At 68.4% G+C, this 18,263-nt stretch carries 15 protein-coding genes and 4 pseudogenes; 7 read left to right on the forward strand and 12 right to left on the reverse strand.

What is annotated here, in order from left to right; genetic code table 11:
• Positions 1-140 precede the first annotated feature (140 nt).
• From QA861_RS01070 to QA861_RS01085, 4 genes and pseudogenes are all read right to left on the reverse strand, one after another.
• Positions 141-317, reverse strand: a pseudogene (locus tag QA861_RS01070) (DUF6009 family protein); the annotation flags it as partial.
• Positions 318-551: 234 nt separating this feature from the next.
• Positions 552-962 (reverse strand): hypothetical protein, encoded by a 411-nt coding sequence (locus QA861_RS01075; protein ID WP_334586280.1) that lies wholly within the window; start codon positions 960-962, stop codon positions 552-554.
• 317 nt (positions 963-1,279) lie between these two features.
• Entirely contained in the window at positions 1,280-1,507 is a 228-nt protein-coding gene (locus tag QA861_RS01080; protein WP_334586281.1) for a hypothetical protein, read from the reverse strand.
• 143 nt (positions 1,508-1,650) lie between these two features.
• Positions 1,651-2,369, reverse strand: a pseudogene (locus tag QA861_RS01085) (IS6 family transposase).
• Between the two features lie 284 nt (positions 2,370-2,653).
• On the opposite strand from QA861_RS01085, the gene QA861_RS01090 reads away from it, so the two are divergent.
• From QA861_RS01090 to QA861_RS01100, 3 genes are read left to right on the forward strand one after another with little or no spacing between them, the layout of a single operon-like run.
• Complete coding sequence (locus QA861_RS01090; RefSeq protein WP_334586282.1) at positions 2,654-2,890, forward strand: hypothetical protein; 237 nt, start codon at positions 2,654-2,656, stop codon at positions 2,888-2,890.
• Complete coding sequence (locus tag QA861_RS01095) at positions 2,887-3,615, forward strand: RNA polymerase sigma factor (protein ID WP_334586283.1); 729 nt, start codon at positions 2,887-2,889, stop codon at positions 3,613-3,615. The genes QA861_RS01090 and QA861_RS01095 overlap by 4 nt, the downstream gene beginning before the upstream one ends.
• Complete coding sequence (locus QA861_RS01100; RefSeq protein ID WP_334586284.1) at positions 3,612-5,042, forward strand: M48 family metallopeptidase; 1,431 nt, start codon at positions 3,612-3,614, stop codon at positions 5,040-5,042. The genes QA861_RS01095 and QA861_RS01100 overlap by 4 nt, the downstream gene beginning before the upstream one ends.
• A 167-nt stretch (positions 5,043-5,209) precedes the next feature.
• Here QA861_RS01100 and QA861_RS01105 read toward each other — a convergent pair.
• Positions 5,210-5,921 (reverse strand): annotated as a pseudogene (locus QA861_RS01105) (IS6 family transposase).
• Between the two features lie 14 nt (positions 5,922-5,935).
• Between QA861_RS01105 and QA861_RS01110 the strand changes: the two are divergent.
• Positions 5,936-6,235 carry a TerD family protein gene (locus tag QA861_RS01110; RefSeq protein WP_334586285.1) on the forward strand — a complete coding sequence of 100 codons (300 nt, stop codon included), beginning with the start codon at positions 5,936-5,938 and terminating at the stop codon, positions 6,233-6,235.
• Positions 6,236-6,394: 159 nt separating this feature from the next.
• Here QA861_RS01110 and tpg read toward each other — a convergent pair whose 3' ends face one another.
• Both tpg and tap read right to left on the reverse strand, forming a co-directional pair.
• Positions 6,395-6,952, reverse strand: coding sequence for a telomere-protecting terminal protein Tpg (tpg, locus tag QA861_RS01115; protein ID WP_334586286.1), 558 nt, complete (start codon positions 6,950-6,952; stop codon positions 6,395-6,397).
• 14 nt (positions 6,953-6,966) lie between these two features.
• Positions 6,967-9,210, reverse strand: coding sequence for a telomere-associated protein Tap (gene tap / locus QA861_RS01120; RefSeq protein WP_334586287.1), 2,244 nt, complete (start codon positions 9,208-9,210; stop codon positions 6,967-6,969).
• A 196-nt stretch (positions 9,211-9,406) separates the two neighbouring features.
• Here tap and QA861_RS01125 point away from each other — a divergent pair, with 196 nt between their 5' ends.
• A complete protein-coding gene (locus QA861_RS01125) occupies positions 9,407-9,826 on the forward strand; it encodes a DUF4357 domain-containing protein (protein WP_334586288.1) in 420 nt (139 codons plus the stop codon).
• A 184-nt stretch (positions 9,827-10,010) separates the two neighbouring features.
• Positions 10,011-10,151, forward strand: coding sequence for a hypothetical protein (locus QA861_RS01130; protein ID WP_334586289.1), 141 nt, complete (start codon positions 10,011-10,013; stop codon positions 10,149-10,151).
• A gap of 33 nt (positions 10,152-10,184) precedes the next feature.
• Here QA861_RS01130 and QA861_RS01135 read toward each other — a convergent pair.
• The 4 genes and pseudogenes from QA861_RS01135 to QA861_RS01150 form a co-directional block, all read right to left on the reverse strand.
• Positions 10,185-10,739 (reverse strand): annotated as a pseudogene (locus QA861_RS01135) (DUF6192 family protein); the annotation flags it as partial.
• A gap of 54 nt (positions 10,740-10,793) precedes the next feature.
• On the reverse strand, positions 10,794-11,663 hold the full coding sequence (locus QA861_RS01140; protein WP_334586291.1) for a hypothetical protein: 870 nt from the start codon (positions 11,661-11,663) through the stop codon (positions 10,794-10,796).
• Positions 11,664-11,713: 50 nt separating this feature from the next.
• A protein-coding gene (locus QA861_RS01145; protein ID WP_334586292.1) for an IS3 family transposase occupies positions 11,714-12,966 on the reverse strand; the annotation gives its coding sequence in 2 pieces (ribosomal slippage) (positions 11,714-12,684 and positions 12,684-12,966; 1,254 coding nt in all).
• Positions 12,967-12,978: 12 nt separating this feature from the next.
• A complete protein-coding gene (locus QA861_RS01150; RefSeq protein WP_334586293.1) occupies positions 12,979-13,260 on the reverse strand; it encodes a hypothetical protein in 282 nt (93 codons plus the stop codon).
• A 534-nt stretch (positions 13,261-13,794) separates the two neighbouring features.
• Here QA861_RS01150 and QA861_RS01155 point away from each other — a divergent pair.
• Positions 13,795-14,343, forward strand: coding sequence for a hypothetical protein (locus QA861_RS01155; protein ID WP_334586294.1), 549 nt, complete (start codon positions 13,795-13,797; stop codon positions 14,341-14,343).
• A gap of 266 nt (positions 14,344-14,609) precedes the next feature.
• Here the strand turns inward: QA861_RS01155 and QA861_RS01160 are convergent, their stop codons facing one another.
• Positions 14,610-17,597 (reverse strand): NACHT domain-containing protein, encoded by a 2,988-nt coding sequence (locus QA861_RS01160; RefSeq protein WP_334586295.1) that lies wholly within the window; start codon positions 17,595-17,597, stop codon positions 14,610-14,612.
• Positions 17,598-18,263: the final 666 nt, after the last annotated feature.

The raw sequence follows: 18,263 nt of genomic DNA on the forward strand, positions 1-18,263 counted from the left end.
CTGGGCCGACCGACCACGACACCCAGATGATCTCCGCCTGCGAAAGTCTTGCCAGAGCCACATTGACGTGTTCGCAAACAACGCCGAAGGCCCGTCGTTCAGCTGCCGTTCTGGAAGAGGTCGTTGAGGTGCGCGAGGGCTTACAGCGGGAGCGTTATCTCCAACTCCTGCATGGCCATTAAGGGCGGGCCGCCTTCGGAGGGTTCGGTCTTGTAGCCCTTGACGCGGGGTTCGAGGGTGCGGGGGTCGACGCCTTCGGCGGGGGCACTGTTGGCGTAAAGGCCGGTGGGCTGGCTGTCGCGGTCGTGGGGCAGTGTGAACAGGCACCCCCATGGCAGCCAGCCATCCTCGCGATTGGCACCCGACGGCAGCAGCATTGGTCACCCGGTGACAGCCATGATCACTACCGCTGCGCAACGTGAGCAGGGACAGCCGTCCCGTCCTTGCTGACGCCCATCCAATGCCAGCACCGCACCCATTCACAACGCGCGAGCAGTCGCCCGGCAGTGCGGACAAAGCGCCGCTGTGTGGTCTGTTCGGACGCTTGAGGGTCAGTGACGGGTCGATGCCCTGCGGACGAGTGCGGCACGGTCGGGGGCAAGGAGAAACGGCAGCAAGGCACGCACGGCAGCGGCGAACGCCCGGACGCGAACCGCCGTCAGCCGGGGACCGTAGGCGGTACCGGGCAGATGGTTGATGGCGCCGAGGCCGCACTCGGCATAAAACTGCTCGACGGCGGCGTGGGCCCTGGGACCGGGGTCGTCCAGGACGTCCACGAACACCACCACTACGGATTCGTGGACCCAGTAGTAGTGGTAGACGCTGATCAACAGACCGTGACCGTCGTAGTTCAGGCCGCCCTCGATGTCGGAGGGGCCGGTGAATCCCGCCACCGCCAGAAACCCGAAGGCGTCCCGCCCTACCCGGCGGACCACTTCCTCTGGCGTCTCCCGCTTCCCCATCCCGCCACCATCCGGCGGAACTGCCGCTACCGCCAGACCCGCGCTGGCATACCGCGCAACCGGTCCGCGAGGTGCGTCAGCCGGGCGGCGTTGCCGTACCTCCGTGGCACAACACGAGCCTGGCGGCGACTGCGAGGCAACCGGTTGGAGTAGCGGCCTCGGCCTGTCACCCGGCTGCCTCCGGCCGACTGTCGCGCCACTCGATCAGCTCCGACACGGCGACATTGTCGGCGTCCACGCGCTCCAGGCCAGCCCGCCGTTGAACTCAGCAACCACCATTCCGGCGGGCCAAGCATGGGTACCAAGGACTCAGGTGATCAGCTATCTTCTGCCGCTGCACCCGGTGTCTTCTCGCTGGGCAGCGGCGTGCCCGAGATCTGACCCGGGTGGTAGGTCCGCCGGTCTTTCACGTTCGGAGACAACGGCATGGCTTCGCCGGAGGAGTCGGTGTCGATAGCTCTGGCTTCTCCGTCGGAGTACACCGCCCAGCCCACCACCGGATCAGCGAACGAAGTGCCCTCGCTCGGGTCCTGCCACTCCGTCATCCAACCCCCGCCCGGGACAACACCCACGATCTGGCGGCGCTCACGGACTGATTTGAAGCCCTCGATGGGCGCTGTCACGTTGTTGGGTGGGTAGGCGTCTGATGGTGCGTCACGGCGTGGTGGAGCCCGGTTCCGGGCTGTGCTCAGGCCGCGGTGGCAAGGCCGGCGACGCCGGTGATCTGGTCCCAGATTGCGAAGCGGACGGTCATCTCGGCTCGGTGGACGGCAGCGGGCATCAGATGGCGGCGGGGCCGGAAGTGGGGCGAGATGCCGCTGAACGCGGACAAGAAAACGCTGGGCCCCGCCCGCGGAGCGGAAGCCTTTCATCGCCCGTTCGAGCTGCCTGGTTGGCTGGTGGCTGTTCTCGGCCCGGTTGTTCAGGTACTTCGACTGACGGTGTTCGACGCGGGGCATGACCTCGCGGTGGGCCGCGCCGTAGGAGCGGAGCTTGTCGGTGACGACCACCCGCGGCACCGCACCCGTCCTCTTCATCAGGCGGCGGAAGAAACGCCTGGCCGCGGCCTTGTCCCGGCGGTTCTGCACCAGGATGTCGAGCACGTTGCCGTCCTAGTCGACGGCCCGCCACAGGTACTGCTGCTCGCCGTTGATCTTGATGAAGACCTCGTCCAGGTGCCACTTGTCACCGGGCCTAGGCTGCCAGCGGCGCAGCGCGTTGGCGGGCCTGCCCGAACTTGGCGCACCAGCGGCGGACCGTCTCGTAGGAAACGACGATCCCGCGCTCGAGCATCAGCTCTTCGACCTCGCGGAAGCTGAGCGGGAAGCAGAAGTACAGCCATACACAGTGGGAGATGACCTCGACCGGGTACCGGTGCCCCTTGTACGACAGCGACACGGACCCCACAGACAGCCCCCTCCAGCGCGATCAACCCGAAGATCATCCCACCGGTCAGCCAACGTTACAGTGCCAACCGACGGTCAGATGGTGGAGCCAGGCAAGCCCACGGCGCTGGTAGTGGCGCAGCTCTGCCTTGCGGCCGGCCGGTGCCACGGGCCACCGCCGAGGCCACCCCGCAGAAAATGTTCGCTCGGCGGGTAAACGCGGCGGCCGGTAGGGGGTGTTCAGCGGTGATGCAGTCGGCAGGGGACCTGCTGACGTTACGGGGTCGGCGAGGGACGGGGTCGGGTATGTGGGAATCGGTGGTGCTGGCGGTGCTGGCCGCTACGGTCAAAGTCGCCTGCCAAGTTGTTTCCTGGCGGCGCGAGTTGACCCGTGAACGCGAACGGGACCGGCTCGTGCTTGCCGCGCTGCGCCTGGCGGGCCACACAGTCCAGGTGGAGGACCGCCGCCCGGACGGGGGCGTCCTGACTGTGCGGGGCGATGGCCTGACCGCCTCGAGCGGCCGGGAAGGGGAAGCTCGATGAGCAGTGGGACGGACAGCGTGCGCACCGGTGCACAGGAACCCGCACCCGGGGGTGGCGACGGACGCGATCCCGCCGACTTCGACGCGTTCTTCACGACGCACCGGCCGGCCCTGCTGGCCCGCGCGGTCATGCTGTGCGGCAACCGCCAGGACGCGGAGGACGCTGTCCAGGACGCCTTTCTCGCGGCCCTGGAGAACTGGGACAGCATCAGCCGCTACGAACAGCCGAAGGCATGGGTGAACCTGGTGATGCGCAGGAAGCTATGGCGCGCTCTGCGGCTGCGCCTCAAGGCGAAGCGCGCGGCACTGGACGTGACACTCCCCCGCCAGGCACTGCCGGACGAGACGGCGCAGGCCCGGCTGGTCCTGACCGCAATGTCCGCGCTGCCGCCGCGCCAGCGGATGGTACTGGTCATGTTCAGCCTCTACGCCATGACCGACCAGGAGATCGCCGACGACCTGGGCATCGCGGCATCCACAGCGCGGGTGAACGTCCACAAGGGGCGTCGCAATCTCCGGCGCATGCTCGGCCTTGACCCGACTACCGACCCTCTGGGCGAGGTGCCGCTGGTGGGCACCGGCGGACCCGCACCCGGAGACCGCCTTGCCGCGGCTCTGAACGCCACGGAGTCCTGGCTCTGCTCGGCCTTGGAGGAGGAGCAAGCACCGGAGCAGGCCCGAGCGGACCTGGCCGGGCGGCGGCGCCGGGGCCCGGGGCGCACATGAGGCGGACGAAACTGCGGTCGACCACGTCGCGCGCCCTGCTCGGCTGCGCCTTGCTGGCCGGGGTCCACCTGCTCGCCGTCGCCGTCCTGGCCGTCCAGCTCCTCCTCCTCATCATCCTCCTGACCGCCAGATCCTGGCATCTCGCCCTGCTCGGCAACCTCACCCTGGTCCCTGTCTCCACCTTGGCGTACGGGCTGCTCGGCAAGGCGTCCGCCGGCGTGACCGAGGGACCCCGGATCGAGCTGACCCCGCAAGGCCAGCCCGACCTGTGGACCATGACCCGGCGGCTCGCCGGTGAGCTGGACACCGCCGTGCCCGCCACGATTTGCCTGACCGACACCGTCAACGCGTGCGCCAGAGAGCGTGCCAAACTGCTGGGCCTCATCGGAGGCCCTCGTACCCTGGATCTGGGTCTACCTCTCCTCCTCGGACTCGGCGAGGACGAGTTGCGAGCCGTCCTCTGCCATGAACTGGGGCACTACGCGGGGAGGCACACCCGGCTGGCCGCCGTCAGCCACCGCGGCAGCGTCGCGCTGGAACGCGCCGTCCGCTACATGGAGTTCCTGGAGAGCGATCGGACCAGCGCCAAACCGCCGGTACGGCTGCTCCTGAAACTCACCAGGGCGTACAACGATGCGTACCTGCGCCAAACCTTGGCCGTGCGGCGCAGTCAGGAGCTCGAAGCGGACTCGGCAGCGGCCCGGATCGCCGGGGCGCACACGTTCGCGCAGGCCCTGCGGACCGTACACGCCCTCACCCCGCTGTGGGCCGACCTCACCGAGAACCCGGACCGGTCCACGGCACCGGCTGGCGAATGCGGCCTCGCGTCACCGCCCGCGCTGACGCTGCCTGAAGGCGTGTTCCGGACCTTCGCGAGCCGGATCGCCGATTTGGCGGCACACGCCCCCACAGGGGGACAGGGATCCCTCGCCCCGAGCGTCGTCTCCGAGGACGGACTCGGCAGTCACCCGCCGCTTGCGGTCCGGCTGGCGGCACTGTGCCCCGACGACGATCCGAACAGCGCCTACCGGCCGACCTTGATCACGCGCGCGCCCGCCGCAGGGCTTCTGCGCGACCTTCCCGAGCTGGTCGAGGACTTGCAGGACTCCATGCGCCCGGCCAGCGCCGCAGTCTCCACGCAGGCCGACGCCACGATGTCGGTGAAACCGCCTGAGTTCAACAGGGCGCTTCTGCGCTTCCTGATCAAGACCAACCTGATCGGAATGTCCCTGGTCGTGGTTGCCAGCCTCTTCGTCCACACCGTCATCTACCCGCCCCGCGCCGATCCGACGCCGTCCCCACTTCCCAGTGCGCAGACCATCTGGCCCCTCGGGTCGCCCCCGCCACTGATCAGCCCGACGTTCACCTTCCCGCCCCACCCGTCGCCGAGCCTAATCAGCACCCCGATTCTGGTGCCGTTGAGGTAGTCGGCGGGCGGGGCGGGGTTCCGCCCGCGGATGGGCGGTCCCGGAGCGCACGGCCCAGGCGACGACCGCAGGTGCGCCCGCTACATCGGATGGGCGTTGTCAACTTGTTGGGTGAGGCGCTGGGTGAGGGTTGTCAGGGCGTGGTGGGTCGGGTTCCGGCTCCGTGCTCAGGGCGTAGCAAGCAGGCTGGCGACGCCGGTGATCTGGTTCCAGACGGTGAAGCGGTGGCGCATTTCGGTGCGGTAGTCGGGTGCGGGCATCAGGTGGCGGCGGGGCCGGAAGTGAGGCGAGATCTGACTGAAGACGGCGAGGAACATCTGGGCGGCGCCCGATGAGCGGAAGTACTTCATCGCGCGTTCACGCTGCCGGGTCGGCTGGTGGGAATTCTCCGCCCGGTTGTTCAGACCCTTGTGCGAGCGGTGCTCCACCGAGGGCATCAACTCCCGGTGGGCGACGCCGTAGGAGCGGAGCTTGTCGGTGACCAGCACCCTGGGCACCCGGCGCTGCTTCTTCATCAGCTTGGCCAGGAACCGCTTGGCCGCCTTCGCGTCCCGCTTCGACTGGACCAGAATGTCCAGCACACTGCCGTCCTGGTCCACGGCCCGCCACAGATACTGCCGCACCCCGTTGACCTTGATGAACACCTCGTCGAGGTGCCATTTGTCGCCGGCCCGCGGCCGGCGGCGGCGCAGGCCGGCCGCGTACTGGGGCCCGAACCGGTCCGCACCACTGGCGGATGGTCTCGTGGGAAACGACGACCCCGCGCGCCAGCAGCAGTTCCTCGACCTCGCGGAAGCTGAGCGGGAAGCGGTGGTACAGCCACACGCAGTGGGAGATGATCTCCGCCGGGTACCGGAAGCCCTTGTACGACGGCGCCACAGCGTCCCCTCCCGATGCCCAACGACCCGAGAATCGTCCCAGGGACTCAGCCCATCAGCCAAGTTGACAGCGCCCTCGAAGCGCAACCCGCCGCTTCCTTCGACCAGCACACCACATGGCACGCCGAGGTCACCCAACCCACTGGCGGAGGAATCGCCTTCACGCCTGCCCCGTTCGTCTCGGGCGAGACCGTCACCATCGCCATGGAGATCTACCGGCATGGTTCGGGCTGGAAGGTACGTGCTGTCGGCCAGGGCTACGACACCGGGCTCGCCGGCCTGGCCGCTAACTACGGCATCGACGTCGAACCCTGACGGCTTCGACCAGCAGATGAAGCCACTGCTCGACACCTACGCCACCCGGCTCAGCCATGCCCTCGACGCGGAACACTCAAGCGGCCAAATGAAACGCTCACTGGCCAAATGAAGTGCTCAGTCACAGGTCCGGGCTCACGGGCTGTTCGGGGCGCGCTGTTAAAGATCGAACTCCAGGTGCTCGATGTCGGTGAAGCGCACTTCCTCCAGGCTTCCGGCACGGCGGCCGCCGTCCTGGAAGTACACCTCCTTGAGCGCTTCGGCCACGATCTCCTTGAGCTGCTGCTCGGTGGCGCCGTCCTCCTGTGCGTCGAAGAGGCGGGCGGCGTAGCGGGGCGGCAGGGCGACGGTCAGGTGCCGGATCCGGTCCTGGTCCGTCGACCCGATCGGCGCGGTGTAGCCCATGCGGGCGCGGGTGTCGATGACGATGCCGCCGGTCGTCGCTGCCTTCTCGCGGGCTTTGCCACGGATCTGCGGCTGCCACCGGGCCTTCACCTCGCGTTCCAACCGTTCGGCGAGGTCCGGGCGGGGCTTCTTGATCTGGTCCTTGATGTACCGCTCCACGGTGCGCTGGGAGATCCGCAGCATCTGGGCGACCGCCTTGGTTCCTCCCAGTTGTTTAACCAGGTACCGCATCCGCACACCGGCCGACTTCGGCGCCGGGCGGGTGAACGCCTTCTGCACCGCGGTGTCCAGGCCGTCCCCGAACACGCTCATGCCTGCCTACTCCTCTACTCGCCGTTGTCGACGTTGGTGACGGTGCCGTCCTTGATGTACCGGGCGAGGTTGAGCTCCGGGGCGTTGAACTGCTCACGGACGCCCTCGCCCCACAGCACTTCCTGGGTGCCCTCCCACTTGACCAGGCCCGGGTTGATGCCGAGCTTGAAGCCGCCCGGCAGCGGCTTGCCGTCCTTGTACGGCAGGAAGTCCAGCGGGCCGGCGCCGTCGACCGCGTACACGACACAGTCGGAGAGGATCGCCACCGGGTACTGCCCGGTGAACGCCGCGTGCTTGACGATCTTGCGGTGGAGGTTGATCCGGGTGCGGGAGATGACCGCCGCGCGGATGTCGGGCCGCCACGTCGGGCGGGACAGGGCCCGCCACGGCTCGCCCGGCTTCCAGCCCTCCCCGCGCGGGCGTTCGCGCAGCTTGCCCAGGCCGCCCTTGACCGTTGCCTTGACGGCGTCCACGACGATCGCCAGCGCCGGGTCACGACTACGCCAGCCGTCCATCGCCGCTAGGAAGTCCGCCGGCGCCATGTCCGCGTCGACTCCGAGGTCGGCCATCGTGGCGAGGAAAGCGTCGCGCAGCCGGTTGTACCAGGAGTCCAGGTAACGGCCGTTGTCGTACCGCACCTGCGCCTCGATCGGCGTGACGTCGTAGCCGAGTTCCACCGCGTACGCCACGGTCGGCGTCGCGTACCAGGCCGGCCCCTCCGGCCGGTCACCCGACGGCGTGAACGGGCTCGGCAGCAGACTGCCGTCCAGATCCACCCACGTGTCCTTGCCGACCTTCACCTTCGACAGGTCGACGTGGGACAGGTCCACCAGCCACGCGCCGGGCAGTTTCGGGTCGAACCCCGGCGCCTTGACATGCGTCGGCGCACCGAGGCCGACGATCAGTCCGTTGGCTCCGGCGGCGAAGGCCATGTTCACGTCGATGCCGACCAGGTGCCGCCGGGTGCATTCGGCGTCGGTGAGCGGGCGCGCCCAGTCGTACGCCTCCTCGAACAGCTTCTCCGCCGGACCGCGCACGTGGAAGCGCGGCAGGTCCTTCAGCAGCGGGTGCCCGTCCGGTGCCTCGCACGGCGCGCAGTCCACCGGGTCCTTGCCCAGGCTGCCGGGGTTGTGCTCGGAGTGCCGCTTGCCCGTCTCGTCGGGCTCGGAGGCTCGGGTCGGCGGGTGGAAGGCGGTCATCAGCTCCAGGCCGGTGACGGCGGTGGAACCGCGCGGGGTCATCACCCGGGACGCGTACACACCCAGGAGACGGGCGAGGTCCGCCGGCGCGAGCTGCCCGGCGTGGCCCCAACTGCGGGGATCAAGCGCGTTCCACGACGGAATGCACAGCTGCACGCAGTTGCGCTCCGAACCCGTGGCGGGGCGGTAGATCCGCGCCCACGGCCCGAAGCCACGCTTCGTCAGCTTCCACTCCGCGCGGACCAGCTGCTTGACGACCTTATGGCCCTCCGGGATCCGGCCGGCGACCTTCTCCTCATCGGCGAAAGCGACCGGCAGGCCGTAGCGCTCCAGCGCCGACTCGGTGAGCACGATCAGCGGGTCGGCATCCTTACCCGGACCAGACAGCTTCGCCTGCCCGAGCCTGGCCTCCTTCAAAGTCCAGTCCACCAGGGACGGGAGGGACTTCGCGGGCACGTCCAGGACCAGGCCACCGACGCAGTACGCCAAGACCTGCCCGCCGGGGTCGACGTCCACGACCGCGAGCGGACCGTTGACGAAACGCGGATCCGTGCCGCCCGCCGGGGTATTCGACGAGGCCGCCCTCCTCGAGGCCGGGCGCCGCAACGTCGACGTAGGCCTGGCCGCGGGCGCCGGACGCGACACGGCGCCCGGAGCGGTGGCGGGACGGGGCTGGGCGGCTTGTCCGGTCGTCATGACCGCAGCCTCGGACACCGGGCCTGCGGATACGGGCCGCGCTTCCGGCCTTGGGGCGGGAGCGCTCGCGAACGTCGCGGAACCCGCCGTGTCCTGCACGGGCGTTGGGGCGTTGGCAACAGCAGCGGGGTAGAGATCTGCGAGCTGCGTGAGCAGACGTGCGTACGCGTCCCGCTCGGGCGGCCTGGGCTCGGTCTTACCGGCCTCCCAGCCACTGACCGTCGCCCGCCGCACCGCCAGCGCTTCGGCCACCTCATCCAGGGTCAGGCCGTGCGCGGCACGCAGCCGCTTGCGCTCCGCCGGCGGCGGCAGCGGAGACCGGGACGCAACCAGCGCGTCGATCCGGTCGAACAGCTCGGACATAGAACACCTCCTGACTCTCAGCCTAGCGTGAACCGTACGGATCGCGTACGCATAGCGCACCAATGACGCACCCTACTTCCCTGCATCTTCTCCTGAATCACTGAATATCAAAGTTGAAATAAGTCTCCTAGATAGCATATGATCGAAGTCAAGCGAGGGGTCCGGGCTGGCCGGACCACCGTCAACGGGAGACCGTATGCCTACGCTCAGCATCAACTTCGACTCAGCCGTCATCGCGCACCTGATGAGCGCGAGCGGCGATGACACCGTCCATGTCACGCTCACCCTCGGTACCGGGGACCCGACAGCATCACCGGCGGCGAAGCCTGTGGTCCCCCACGGCCCGCTCGCCGATCTCATGAAGGCGGAGCTGCTGAAGGCGGGCACGGTCCTGAGGTTCCATCAGCGCCGGGCCAATCGATCCGGGCGGGCCGTGGTGACGCCCGACGGCCAGCTGGTCGTCGACGGCCAGGCCACTCCGTTCCCCTCGCCGTCCAAAGCGGCGGAGGCCGTGACCGGCAACGTGATCAACGGGTGGACGCTGTGGCATGTAGAGGATGGCGGGCCCACGCTCGACGCCCTGCGCCGCGAGCTGGAGTCGCGCAAGGCGCAGTAGCTGCAGCCCCTGATGCGGGAGTACGAGGGTGCTGCCCCAGCCGGTTCGTGAAACGCAACCCGGAGATGCAGGAATTCAAGCCGACCGTGCACGGGCGAGCAGGGCCGCCCAAGTGGCCGAACGGTGGCAGAAAGGAACACCGGCCGCGCTGTCTGAACAGGCGAGCCTTGATGGGCTGCATCGGGTGATCCTCCCGACTGTGGCACAGGGCGCCGTCACCCAGGCCCGACCGGTAGTGGTCGTCGCCGGGCAACTCGGGGCCGGAAAGGCCATGCTCACCGACCGTGTGGCAGCGGTCCTGGCCCGGCGCGGCGGTGCCGTGTGAGTCGGCCGGGATCTGTACAAAGCCGCTCCACCGTCACTGCGTCGGCGTCTTGGCGGCTGCCGTCCGTACGGCCGGAGCCTTGGTGCGTCCCGACACCGTGCGGTAGCAGGGCGCCGTCGAAGACCACGTCCGCGAGATGGGCTTCGACGCGGTGGTGGAGTCGGCACTCGCCGACCCGGACGACTTCCGCGCCTCCCCCGGTCCCACCGGGCGGCCGGCCACTGGATCGAGGTGGTCGTGCTGGCCATCCCGGAGGCCCTGAGCCAGCTCGGGATCGTGGACCGCTTCCTCGCCGAGCCGCCGACGGTGGGGGCCGGTACGCAGGGGCTGCTCGCCACGCTGGCTGTCATCGAGGTCAGCCCCATCCCGCAACGACAGATCAGCGGGGCCCTGGCCAGCTTCCAAGCGCTGCAGCGCCGCCCGTCCCGCGACCTCATCGTCGGCCAGGCGATGGATGGCCGCCACCTTCTGCGCGGGTGTCTCGGGTCGGCCCGGGCTCTGCCCAACGTACTTCTCGGCCAGGGCCGTCGTACAGCGCCGCACCTTGGCGTGCTCGTCCAGCGGAGGGGCGCCGATCACCTCGAAGCGCTCGGTGCCGTCCCAGCGGTGTCAGTCATAGGGCGAGCGCTCAGGGAGACTCCGTCAGTCATCTGATGGGGAGAGCAACCGGTCGCGCAGTGCCACCGCGGCCTGCTTTACCTCGGGTGGCTGTTGCTCGTTGCAGAGCCGGTCGAGCTGGGCGAAGAATACGCGTGTCTCGTCTTGGGACGAGGCCGTCGGTTCTTCGTGCAGGGGGCCAGACGAGGCGTTACCCGTCTCGGAGTGGGGATCTGCTTCCTGGGGCGGTGCAGGCGGAGCTGTTTGTTGACCTTCCTGCGGCAGTTGACCGTAGATAAGTTCACGGATTGCATCCTCGATGGTGACGTCGGCTGTGCCACCTTCGGCGACGCGTTCTACACAGCCCAGGAGTAGGGCCAGTGCCGCTGTGCCGAAGACGCAGCGTTCCTTTGATGTATCGATGCTGACCAAGGCAGGATTGCCGATTTGGCGCAGCGCGTACCCGGATGCCAAGGCAGCGAGCATTCCAGCGAAGTCGTCCAGGGTCACGTCGGGACGCAGTCGTAGTCCGCGAGCGAGGAACATCTCCTGGTACACCTGCTTCCAGGGTTCCATAGCGCCCTGGTGGTTTGCTGCCAGAGCCTCCTGGATCACCTCGTCGCCCTCGGCTGCGGCCGTGGCGACGAGCTCGAGGCGGAACGTCGGCCCGTCGACGACAGTAGTCAGATCGTAGTAGCACAACCGATGAGCCGCCTCGACGAACTCCGGCCCTTCAAGGAGTCGTTCCGTGTCAGGGCCGATCCGCGAGTCGTATAGCGCCGGCTCGTGAAGCGACCACAGTCCAAAGCTGAGCAGGTCGGCGATGTAGTCCGAGTGTGACCTCCAACTGCACCGAAGAGTGGCGGTAGACCCCACCCGAGGGAAGGGCGCCGGATTGTTGGCCAGGTCGGCCACGACCGTCCGCTGGGACAGAAAGCTGAACCGTTCCGGGTTTGATCGAGACTCTAGGTCGTGACTGTGACCTGGGGTTTCGTGGCTTCGCTGTAGTACTTGGCTTCGTATTCGGCGGGTGGGATGTGCCCTATTTCACCGTGGAGCCGACGGTGGCAGTACCAGTCGACCCATTCGGCGGTAGCGAGTTCGACCTGCGAAAGCGACTTCCAGGGTCGGCGGGGCTTGATCAACTCGGTTTTGAACAGGCCGATCGTGGACTCCATCAGGGCGTTGTCGTAGGCGTCGCCGACCGATCCGATCGACGCGGCGATGCCTGCCCGGTCGAGGTGCTCGGCGAGCGCGAACGATGTGTACTGCGAGCCGGCATCGGAGTGATGTATCAACTCGCCTTTCTGGTAGGGATGTTGGTCTCGGTCGCGCTGCCACAAGGCCATCTCGAGGGCGTCCAGGACGAGCCGTGCCTCCTTCGATGTGGCCGCTGACCAGCCGACGATGCGGCGGGAGAAGGTGTCCACGACGAAGGCGACGTAGACGACGCCGGCGAACGTGGTGACGTGGGTGAAGGCGGCGACCCAGCAGCGGTTCGGGGCGGGGGCGACGAAGTCGCGGTCCACGAGGTCCGGGGCCCGTTCCGCGCTCGCGTCGCGGATGGTGGTGATCACCTTTTTGCCGCGGACCGCTCCGGTGATGCCGAGTTCGCGTATGAGGCGTTCGACGGTGCAGCGGGCCACCGCGACCTCCTGGCGGTTCAGGTGCCGCCAGATCTTCCGGGCGCCGTAGACACGGTAGTTGGCCTGGTACGCCTGGGTAATCAGGGTCTTCAGTTCGGCGTCGCGGACGGTGCGGGCCGCGGGCGCGGCCCGGCGTTTGTGGTGGGCGTAATAGGTGGAAGGGGCGATCTTGCAGTCGTGGTCGGTGAGGACCCGGCAGATCGGCTCGACGCCGCCGAAGCGGCCCTTGTGCTCGTCGATGAACGCTACGAGCGTGTGTGTGGCCGGTCGAGCTCGGCCGCGAAGAAAGACGCCGCAGCCTTCAGGATGTCGTTCGCCCGCTTCAGCTCGGCGTTCTCCTTCTTCAGCCGCTTCAGCTCGGCCGACTCCTCCGTCGTGCTGCCCGGACGGGTCCCGGCGTCGATCTGGTCCTGCCGCACCCACTTGCGCAGCGTCTCGGTCGTGCCGATGCCCAGCTTCTGGGCGACCGCTTTCATCGCGGCCCACTCGGTGTCGTACTCAGGCCGCACCTCGGCGACCATCCGCACCGCACGACGGCGCAGCTCAAGCGGGTACTGGGAAGGACGTGCCATAACTCGATCCTCTCAAACGATCGAGTCCCTACCGAACCCGGAACGGTTCAAGCTCAAAAGAGGACGTCCAAGAGAGTTGTCATCTTCTGGATCGTTGAGCACTCTCTGCGCGCCGGGCCCCAGATGGCGGCGAATCAACTGCATGCCGGCGAGCACGTAGGCGGCGGTCACCGGATCGTTGGCCAGTCTCTTCCTGCTGAAGGGCGTGCGCCGGTTCATCCTGCGCAGCACACCAGAGAGGTCTTGGTTGTAGGGGTAGGACAGGTGGTCCTTGGGAGTTCGTTCCTGTTCCATGCGGCCCATCGTCGCGGCAAGCAGCGCTGCGCAATAGCGCGCAGGTGCGCGGTAGTCGGCGCGCCCCCGCGCCCGCGCCTGCTCAACAGCGCCGACGCAACGCGCCCGGTGTGCGCAGCAATCGAATCGCCTACAAAAGTTCATACGCCCGGGACGATACGAAGCCAGCAGGGGGCTAGCGATGCTTGATCCGACCACCTCAGACTCTCCGCCCGCACCGAAGGGACATCCTCGCCTGGACAGTGTTCATCACGGCCGTGTCGAACCTGATCAATGCGATCCACGGATGGTGGTAGATAGGTCGTGACCGGCTCGCCGAAGACGCCCTCACGGACCATCACGGGCAGCACCGTAGTGTCCAGCGCGACCACCCTCCGAGGGCAGTCGATCAGCACATGTCCGGCCCTGGCAGGCAGATTCCCGGCCCCGAGATTCCATGGTCGGCCCCAGCTGAGGCCGAGAGCGCCAGGCGCCGGCCCTTGCAGCATGCTGCCGCCGACCCTCGGGCGCCTGTGTGACTTACCGGCCGTACAGGTGAGCCGGCAGCAGATCGCCGAACACAGCGCGGGCCCCGCCCACTACGAAGATCACAACCTGTCCGTGATCTCCGAGAGGAGCCCGTCGTGCAGCCCACCTGCTTCCATACCGCCAGCGCTGCCGCCGCGTTCTCCGCACTCGCCGCCCTGCTCTCCCCCGGCACTGCATACGCCGCAGCCCCCCGGCGACACCGTCGCCCTGCCCGTACGCCACGCCCTCCACGCCCTGACCGTCCAGACCGAAAACCGGACCGGGTACGAGCGCTCGAAGTTCCGCCACTGGGCCGACGCCGACCGCGACTCGTGCAACACGAGGCAGGAGGTCTTCCTGGAGGAGGCCGTCACTGCACCCGCCCAGGACGCCAACTGCGCACTGACCGGCGGATCCTGGTACAGCCCGTACGACGACACATACTTCACCCAGGCCAGCGCCCTCGACATCGACCACTTGGTCCCGCTCGCCGAATCCTGCCCCGGCAGCCGGCTACCGATGCACGTACGCCACCAACTGGATCGCCGTCAAACCCGATGGAACCTGGCCGTCTAACCCGCCGAGCAGAACGCGCTCACCGAGGCCCTCACCGACTGCCCGAACAGCCCGGTCGAAGTCACCCTCGCCCGCTGAACCGGCCCCTGCCAGCCAGGGGCAAGCCTGGCCAACTGCCCGGCGCGTGCGTGACGCGCCGGGCGAGCCGGTGCAGATAGTCAACCGGCTCAGCGTCGGTCGTGTCTACCACGGTCCCATCCGATGTGTGTCCTGCAGCGGGCACTTCAAGAGCGCACATCCTCGAATGACGGTTGCGGCCGCCCGGGTCAAGTGCGCAGGCCGCGGAACGATGTGAGGAGACCGCCCGTGCGGCGGCCCTCCACGGTGACCGACACTCGCTCCGGGTCGAGCCTGTCGAGGCCGATGACCTTCGTCGTGTTCCGGACGCGGACGGTAACGGAGTCGATCCCGTGCACCCGGGACAGGTCGAGGGGCGCCCGGCGCGGCCTGCGGTGCAGATTCAGGTGCAGCCGGGTGAGGCAGGGGAAGAGAACGGCGAAGTCGGGCAACCTTGTTGTGTCCGCCACCCCCTTGAGCCGCAGGGACGTGATCGAGGGCAGCGCGACCGCCGGGAGGGCGACGCGGTCGCCGAAGTCGAGGCTCAGCGTGGTCAGCAGCGGAACGGCCTGGAGCGCGGAGAGGTCCAGGCCGACCGGCACGCAGTCGAGCACGAGTTCTCGGATGCAGCTGCTGGCGAGTGGTGTCAGGGACACCGTGGATGTCGGAGTGCGTACGTGCAGGCGCCGCAGGCCGGTCAGACCGCCGAGGGCAGGAAGCTCCGATGTGCGGTGGTCGGCAGTGCCCAGCGCGAGGGATACCACGGAGTCCCAGTCGAGGACGGCGGAGAGCTCGTGGATCAGCGACGGCTGGGGGAGCAACAGGTTCGGCGCCTCGGGGAGCTGGCGCAAACACGCCACCTGCTCCGCGTTCGTCACCGGAATCTCGATGTCGTCGCAGCGGCAACCGGCCAGGATGGACTCGGTGAACTCGACTGTGTCGAACCGCGGCCACGCGTTTACGACCTCCTGCCGGACACTGCGCTGGGGCGCATCCTTGTACGCCTGCATCCGCTGCAGGGCGGCCGGCCCCCCGATCAGCCCGATTGTGCGCACGCTCGCGACGGCCTGCTCCTCCGTCATGTCGGCTGGCCCCGACAGCACGTCGAGGACCACCGCGCCCGCCTGCGCCAGGTTGTCCGCCTCCTCGCGGGTGGCCGGAGGGATGAGGAAGGCGGCGCGGCTGATGACCTCCGCCCTGACCGCGGGGTCGAGCGTTGTGGCGTTCTCCAGGCTCGCTGCGGCCAGGAGGTGATAGCGGCGCCGCTGGGAGGGGCGCTGGTCGCCGATGGCCACTAGTTTGCGGAGCAGTTCGGCGCGCTCGCGTTCGCGGGCGTGGCCGACGGCCATGCGGATGACGTCCTCCCACTGGTCGTCGCCGGCGTTCTGGGCGAGCAGATCCAGGTCCGAAGCTTCGACGGCCGCCTTCGCGCCAAGGTAATCCTGAAAGGTCCTGTGGATGAAGTCGACCGTGTCCGGCGTGGGTTCCCGTAGCAGCCCGCTGCGCAGCAGCAGATGCTTGAACACCTGGTGCGCGCCGTCCAGCGGGACGACGTGCGGCATGGAGGGCAGCCGTTCCCGGATGATGCGCACGGCCAGCGCCTGGGTCGCCTCGGAGCGCCCGTTGCGGATGAGCCAGTACGCGAGCCGCTGGAGGAGCTGGACCTGTTGCTCCTCGGTCAGCTGCAAGCCCTCCGGCGCGATGACCTCCCGCTCCTTGTCACGGCGGACCAGGAGCATCCGCAGCGCAGCCGCGTACAGATCCATGCGTCCCTCGGGCAGCTGCGAGTGCCGGTCACGGTGCAAAGCGCAGATCACCGAACACATCAGGGGATTGGTGGCGAGCTGGTACAGGTCGGGCTTGCGGCGCAGGGTGACGTGCAGGGCAGCCCGGTACTGCTCCACCTCGGTGCGCTCCTCGGCGTCCCCGAGAGACGACACGGCCGCCTCGTGCCAGCGGTTGACGAACTTGTCGATGTCGCGCTGGTTGAGGGGCAGCAGGTCGAACTCGACGAACCCGAGGTCCGCCGCCCAGCCGATCGGGACCGCGGAGGGGCGCGTGGTCACGAGGAAGAACGTGCGCGGGTAGATCTCGGTCAGTTCCGTGAGCCACCGCTTGGTCAGCAGCCTCTTCGACTCCGAGATCTCGTCGACGCCATCGACGAGGACGATGCCGCGCCCGCTGTGCAGAATCCGGTCGGCCCAGCCCTCCGGCTGCGCGCCGTCCAGCATGCTGCCGGCCATGGCGAGGAACTTGTGAGCGGTGGGGAGCGTGGACTCCTGCGCCAGGCTGCGGAGCGGGATGATGAACGGGACACGTCCGCGGAGGAAGGCGAGCTCGTCGTCGAAGTCGTTCTGCGCGGCGCTGACGGCGAGCCACTGAGCCAATGTCGTCTTGCCCGAACCGGCGGGGCCCCGCAGCACCACACGGTGCTTCCCGGTCAGGGCCCCTTCGACCCGGAGCCGGTGGGTGGCCGAGACACCTCCGTCGCGGCTCTGCGCCGAGAGTTCCAGGCTCAAATAGGCCGTGTCGAGCGGCCATCGGGCCTGACCGGGAGCGCTGAGGTCGAGCCCGAAGATGGCGAGCTTGCCGTACTTGAGCCCGAGGTGCTCCAGGTAGCGCTGCTCGAAATCGGCGTCCTGGCTGCGCGGCGGGGGAAGCCGCGCCGTCAGCACCTCCATGCGGCGCATGGTCTCGTCGATCATGCGGGTCTGCGTGATCAGGGTGGCCGGGATGAAGGCCGAGCGCTGCGTGAAGAACTGCAGGATGTGCAGGCAGCAGACGTCGAGCAGGGAACGGTAGAGGTTCGTAGCGTCGGCGCTCATGTAGCGCGTCAAGTCGTCCGCCGCGGCCGACAACTTGCGCGCCAGCTGGACGTGCCCGAGGTGGACCGCCTGAACGTCCTCCATCTCCAGGTCGCCGAGCGAGAGCAGAGTCTTGGTCAGCGCGTCGACCACGGCTATCCGGTCACCGTGGTGCACCGCCGGCTCGTACGGGTTCGCGGCGAGGGTCCGGCTGATCAGCTCCTCGCTGATCTTGCGTACGTCTCGCTCGTCCAGGGTGCGCTTCTGGCCACGCCAGCTGACCAGTTTGGAGACACGGATCGGCTTGCTGACAAGGTCGGCGCCGCTCTCCTCCCGCACGAACAGCTTCGCCACGAGCGGCTTGATCAGTGTCGAGGCGACCCGCGCCGCCATCCCCAGAGCCGTAGGCTCCACCCTCGACCGCCTCTCGGTGAAACGTCACGTCGACATCAGGTTAGAGGCGCGGAGGCCCTCCTGTCGGCGGAGCACACAACTCTTCGCGGCTGCGGGTCCCGGTCGGTCGTGCTGCGGACCGACCGGTCGCTGCGTCCCCCTCCCACGCGCGTGGGAGGCTCGCCCGGTGAGCACCATGCGACGCGTTCTCGGCACCGGCCCTACTTCCCCCAGAAGCACGGAGTCCACGGAGTCCACGGACGTCGCCCTGCGGCTTCTTCCCGTGGAGGCCAAACAGTTCTTCCCCGCCCTGGAAAGACAATTGGGAGTCGCGTTTCCCCAGAAAGGCAGAGTCTGCGAGCATCTCGCCTCCCCGCCCGGCCGTCGCCCGCGGCCCGTCCTGATGCGCAACGTCTGACGGAGGGCACCCGGCCGGGGCTGCAGAACGCGAACGGCCCGCCGATTCGGGGGAAAACGGCGGGCCGCACTGACCGCCACGGTGCCACACCCGAGAGCGCGTCGCACGCCGGAACAGCGAAATCGCAGCCGCCCGAGCTCCTGACGCCGTGCAACGTATGGGGCCCGTCCGGTGTGCGGACGGGCCCCATGTATCGAGCGCCGGGCAGGCCTTGCACCTGCATCTTCCCGCAGGAAGCGGGACGTCTT

It is taken from the genome of Streptomyces sp. B21-083, assembly GCF_036898825.1.
GTDB lineage: Bacteria > Actinomycetota > Actinomycetes > Streptomycetales > Streptomycetaceae > Streptomyces.

What these genes read in the sequence shown, in the direction of transcription:
- QA861_RS01150 (WP_334586293.1), bottom strand. Translation starts at nt 13,260, where the DNA reads ATGGAACAGGAACGAACTCCCAAGGACCACCTGTCCTACCCCTACAAC.
- QA861_RS01080 (WP_334586281.1), bottom strand. Translation starts at nt 1,507, where the DNA reads ATGACGGAGTGGCAGGACCCGAGCGAGGGCACTTCGTTCGCTGATCCG.
- QA861_RS01090 (WP_334586282.1), top strand. Translation starts at nt 2,654, where the DNA reads ATGTGGGAATCGGTGGTGCTGGCGGTGCTGGCCGCTACGGTCAAAGTC.
- QA861_RS01160 (WP_334586295.1), bottom strand. Translation starts at nt 17,597, where the DNA reads ATGGCGGCGCGGGTCGCCTCGACACTGATCAAGCCGCTCGTGGCGAAG.
- tpg (WP_334586286.1), bottom strand. Translation starts at nt 6,952, where the DNA reads ATGAGCGTGTTCGGGGACGGCCTGGACACCGCGGTGCAGAAGGCGTTC.
- QA861_RS01125 (WP_334586288.1), top strand. Translation starts at nt 9,407, where the DNA reads ATGCCTACGCTCAGCATCAACTTCGACTCAGCCGTCATCGCGCACCTG.
- tap (WP_334586287.1), bottom strand. Translation starts at nt 9,210, where the DNA reads ATGTCCGAGCTGTTCGACCGGATCGACGCGCTGGTTGCGTCCCGGTCT.
- QA861_RS01100 (WP_334586284.1), top strand. Translation starts at nt 3,612, where the DNA reads ATGAGGCGGACGAAACTGCGGTCGACCACGTCGCGCGCCCTGCTCGGC.
- QA861_RS01095 (WP_334586283.1), top strand. Translation starts at nt 2,887, where the DNA reads ATGAGCAGTGGGACGGACAGCGTGCGCACCGGTGCACAGGAACCCGCA.
- QA861_RS01075 (WP_334586280.1), bottom strand. Translation starts at nt 962, where the DNA reads ATGGGGAAGCGGGAGACGCCAGAGGAAGTGGTCCGCCGGGTAGGGCGG.
- QA861_RS01110 (WP_334586285.1), top strand. Translation starts at nt 5,936, where the DNA reads ATGCCCAACGACCCGAGAATCGTCCCAGGGACTCAGCCCATCAGCCAA.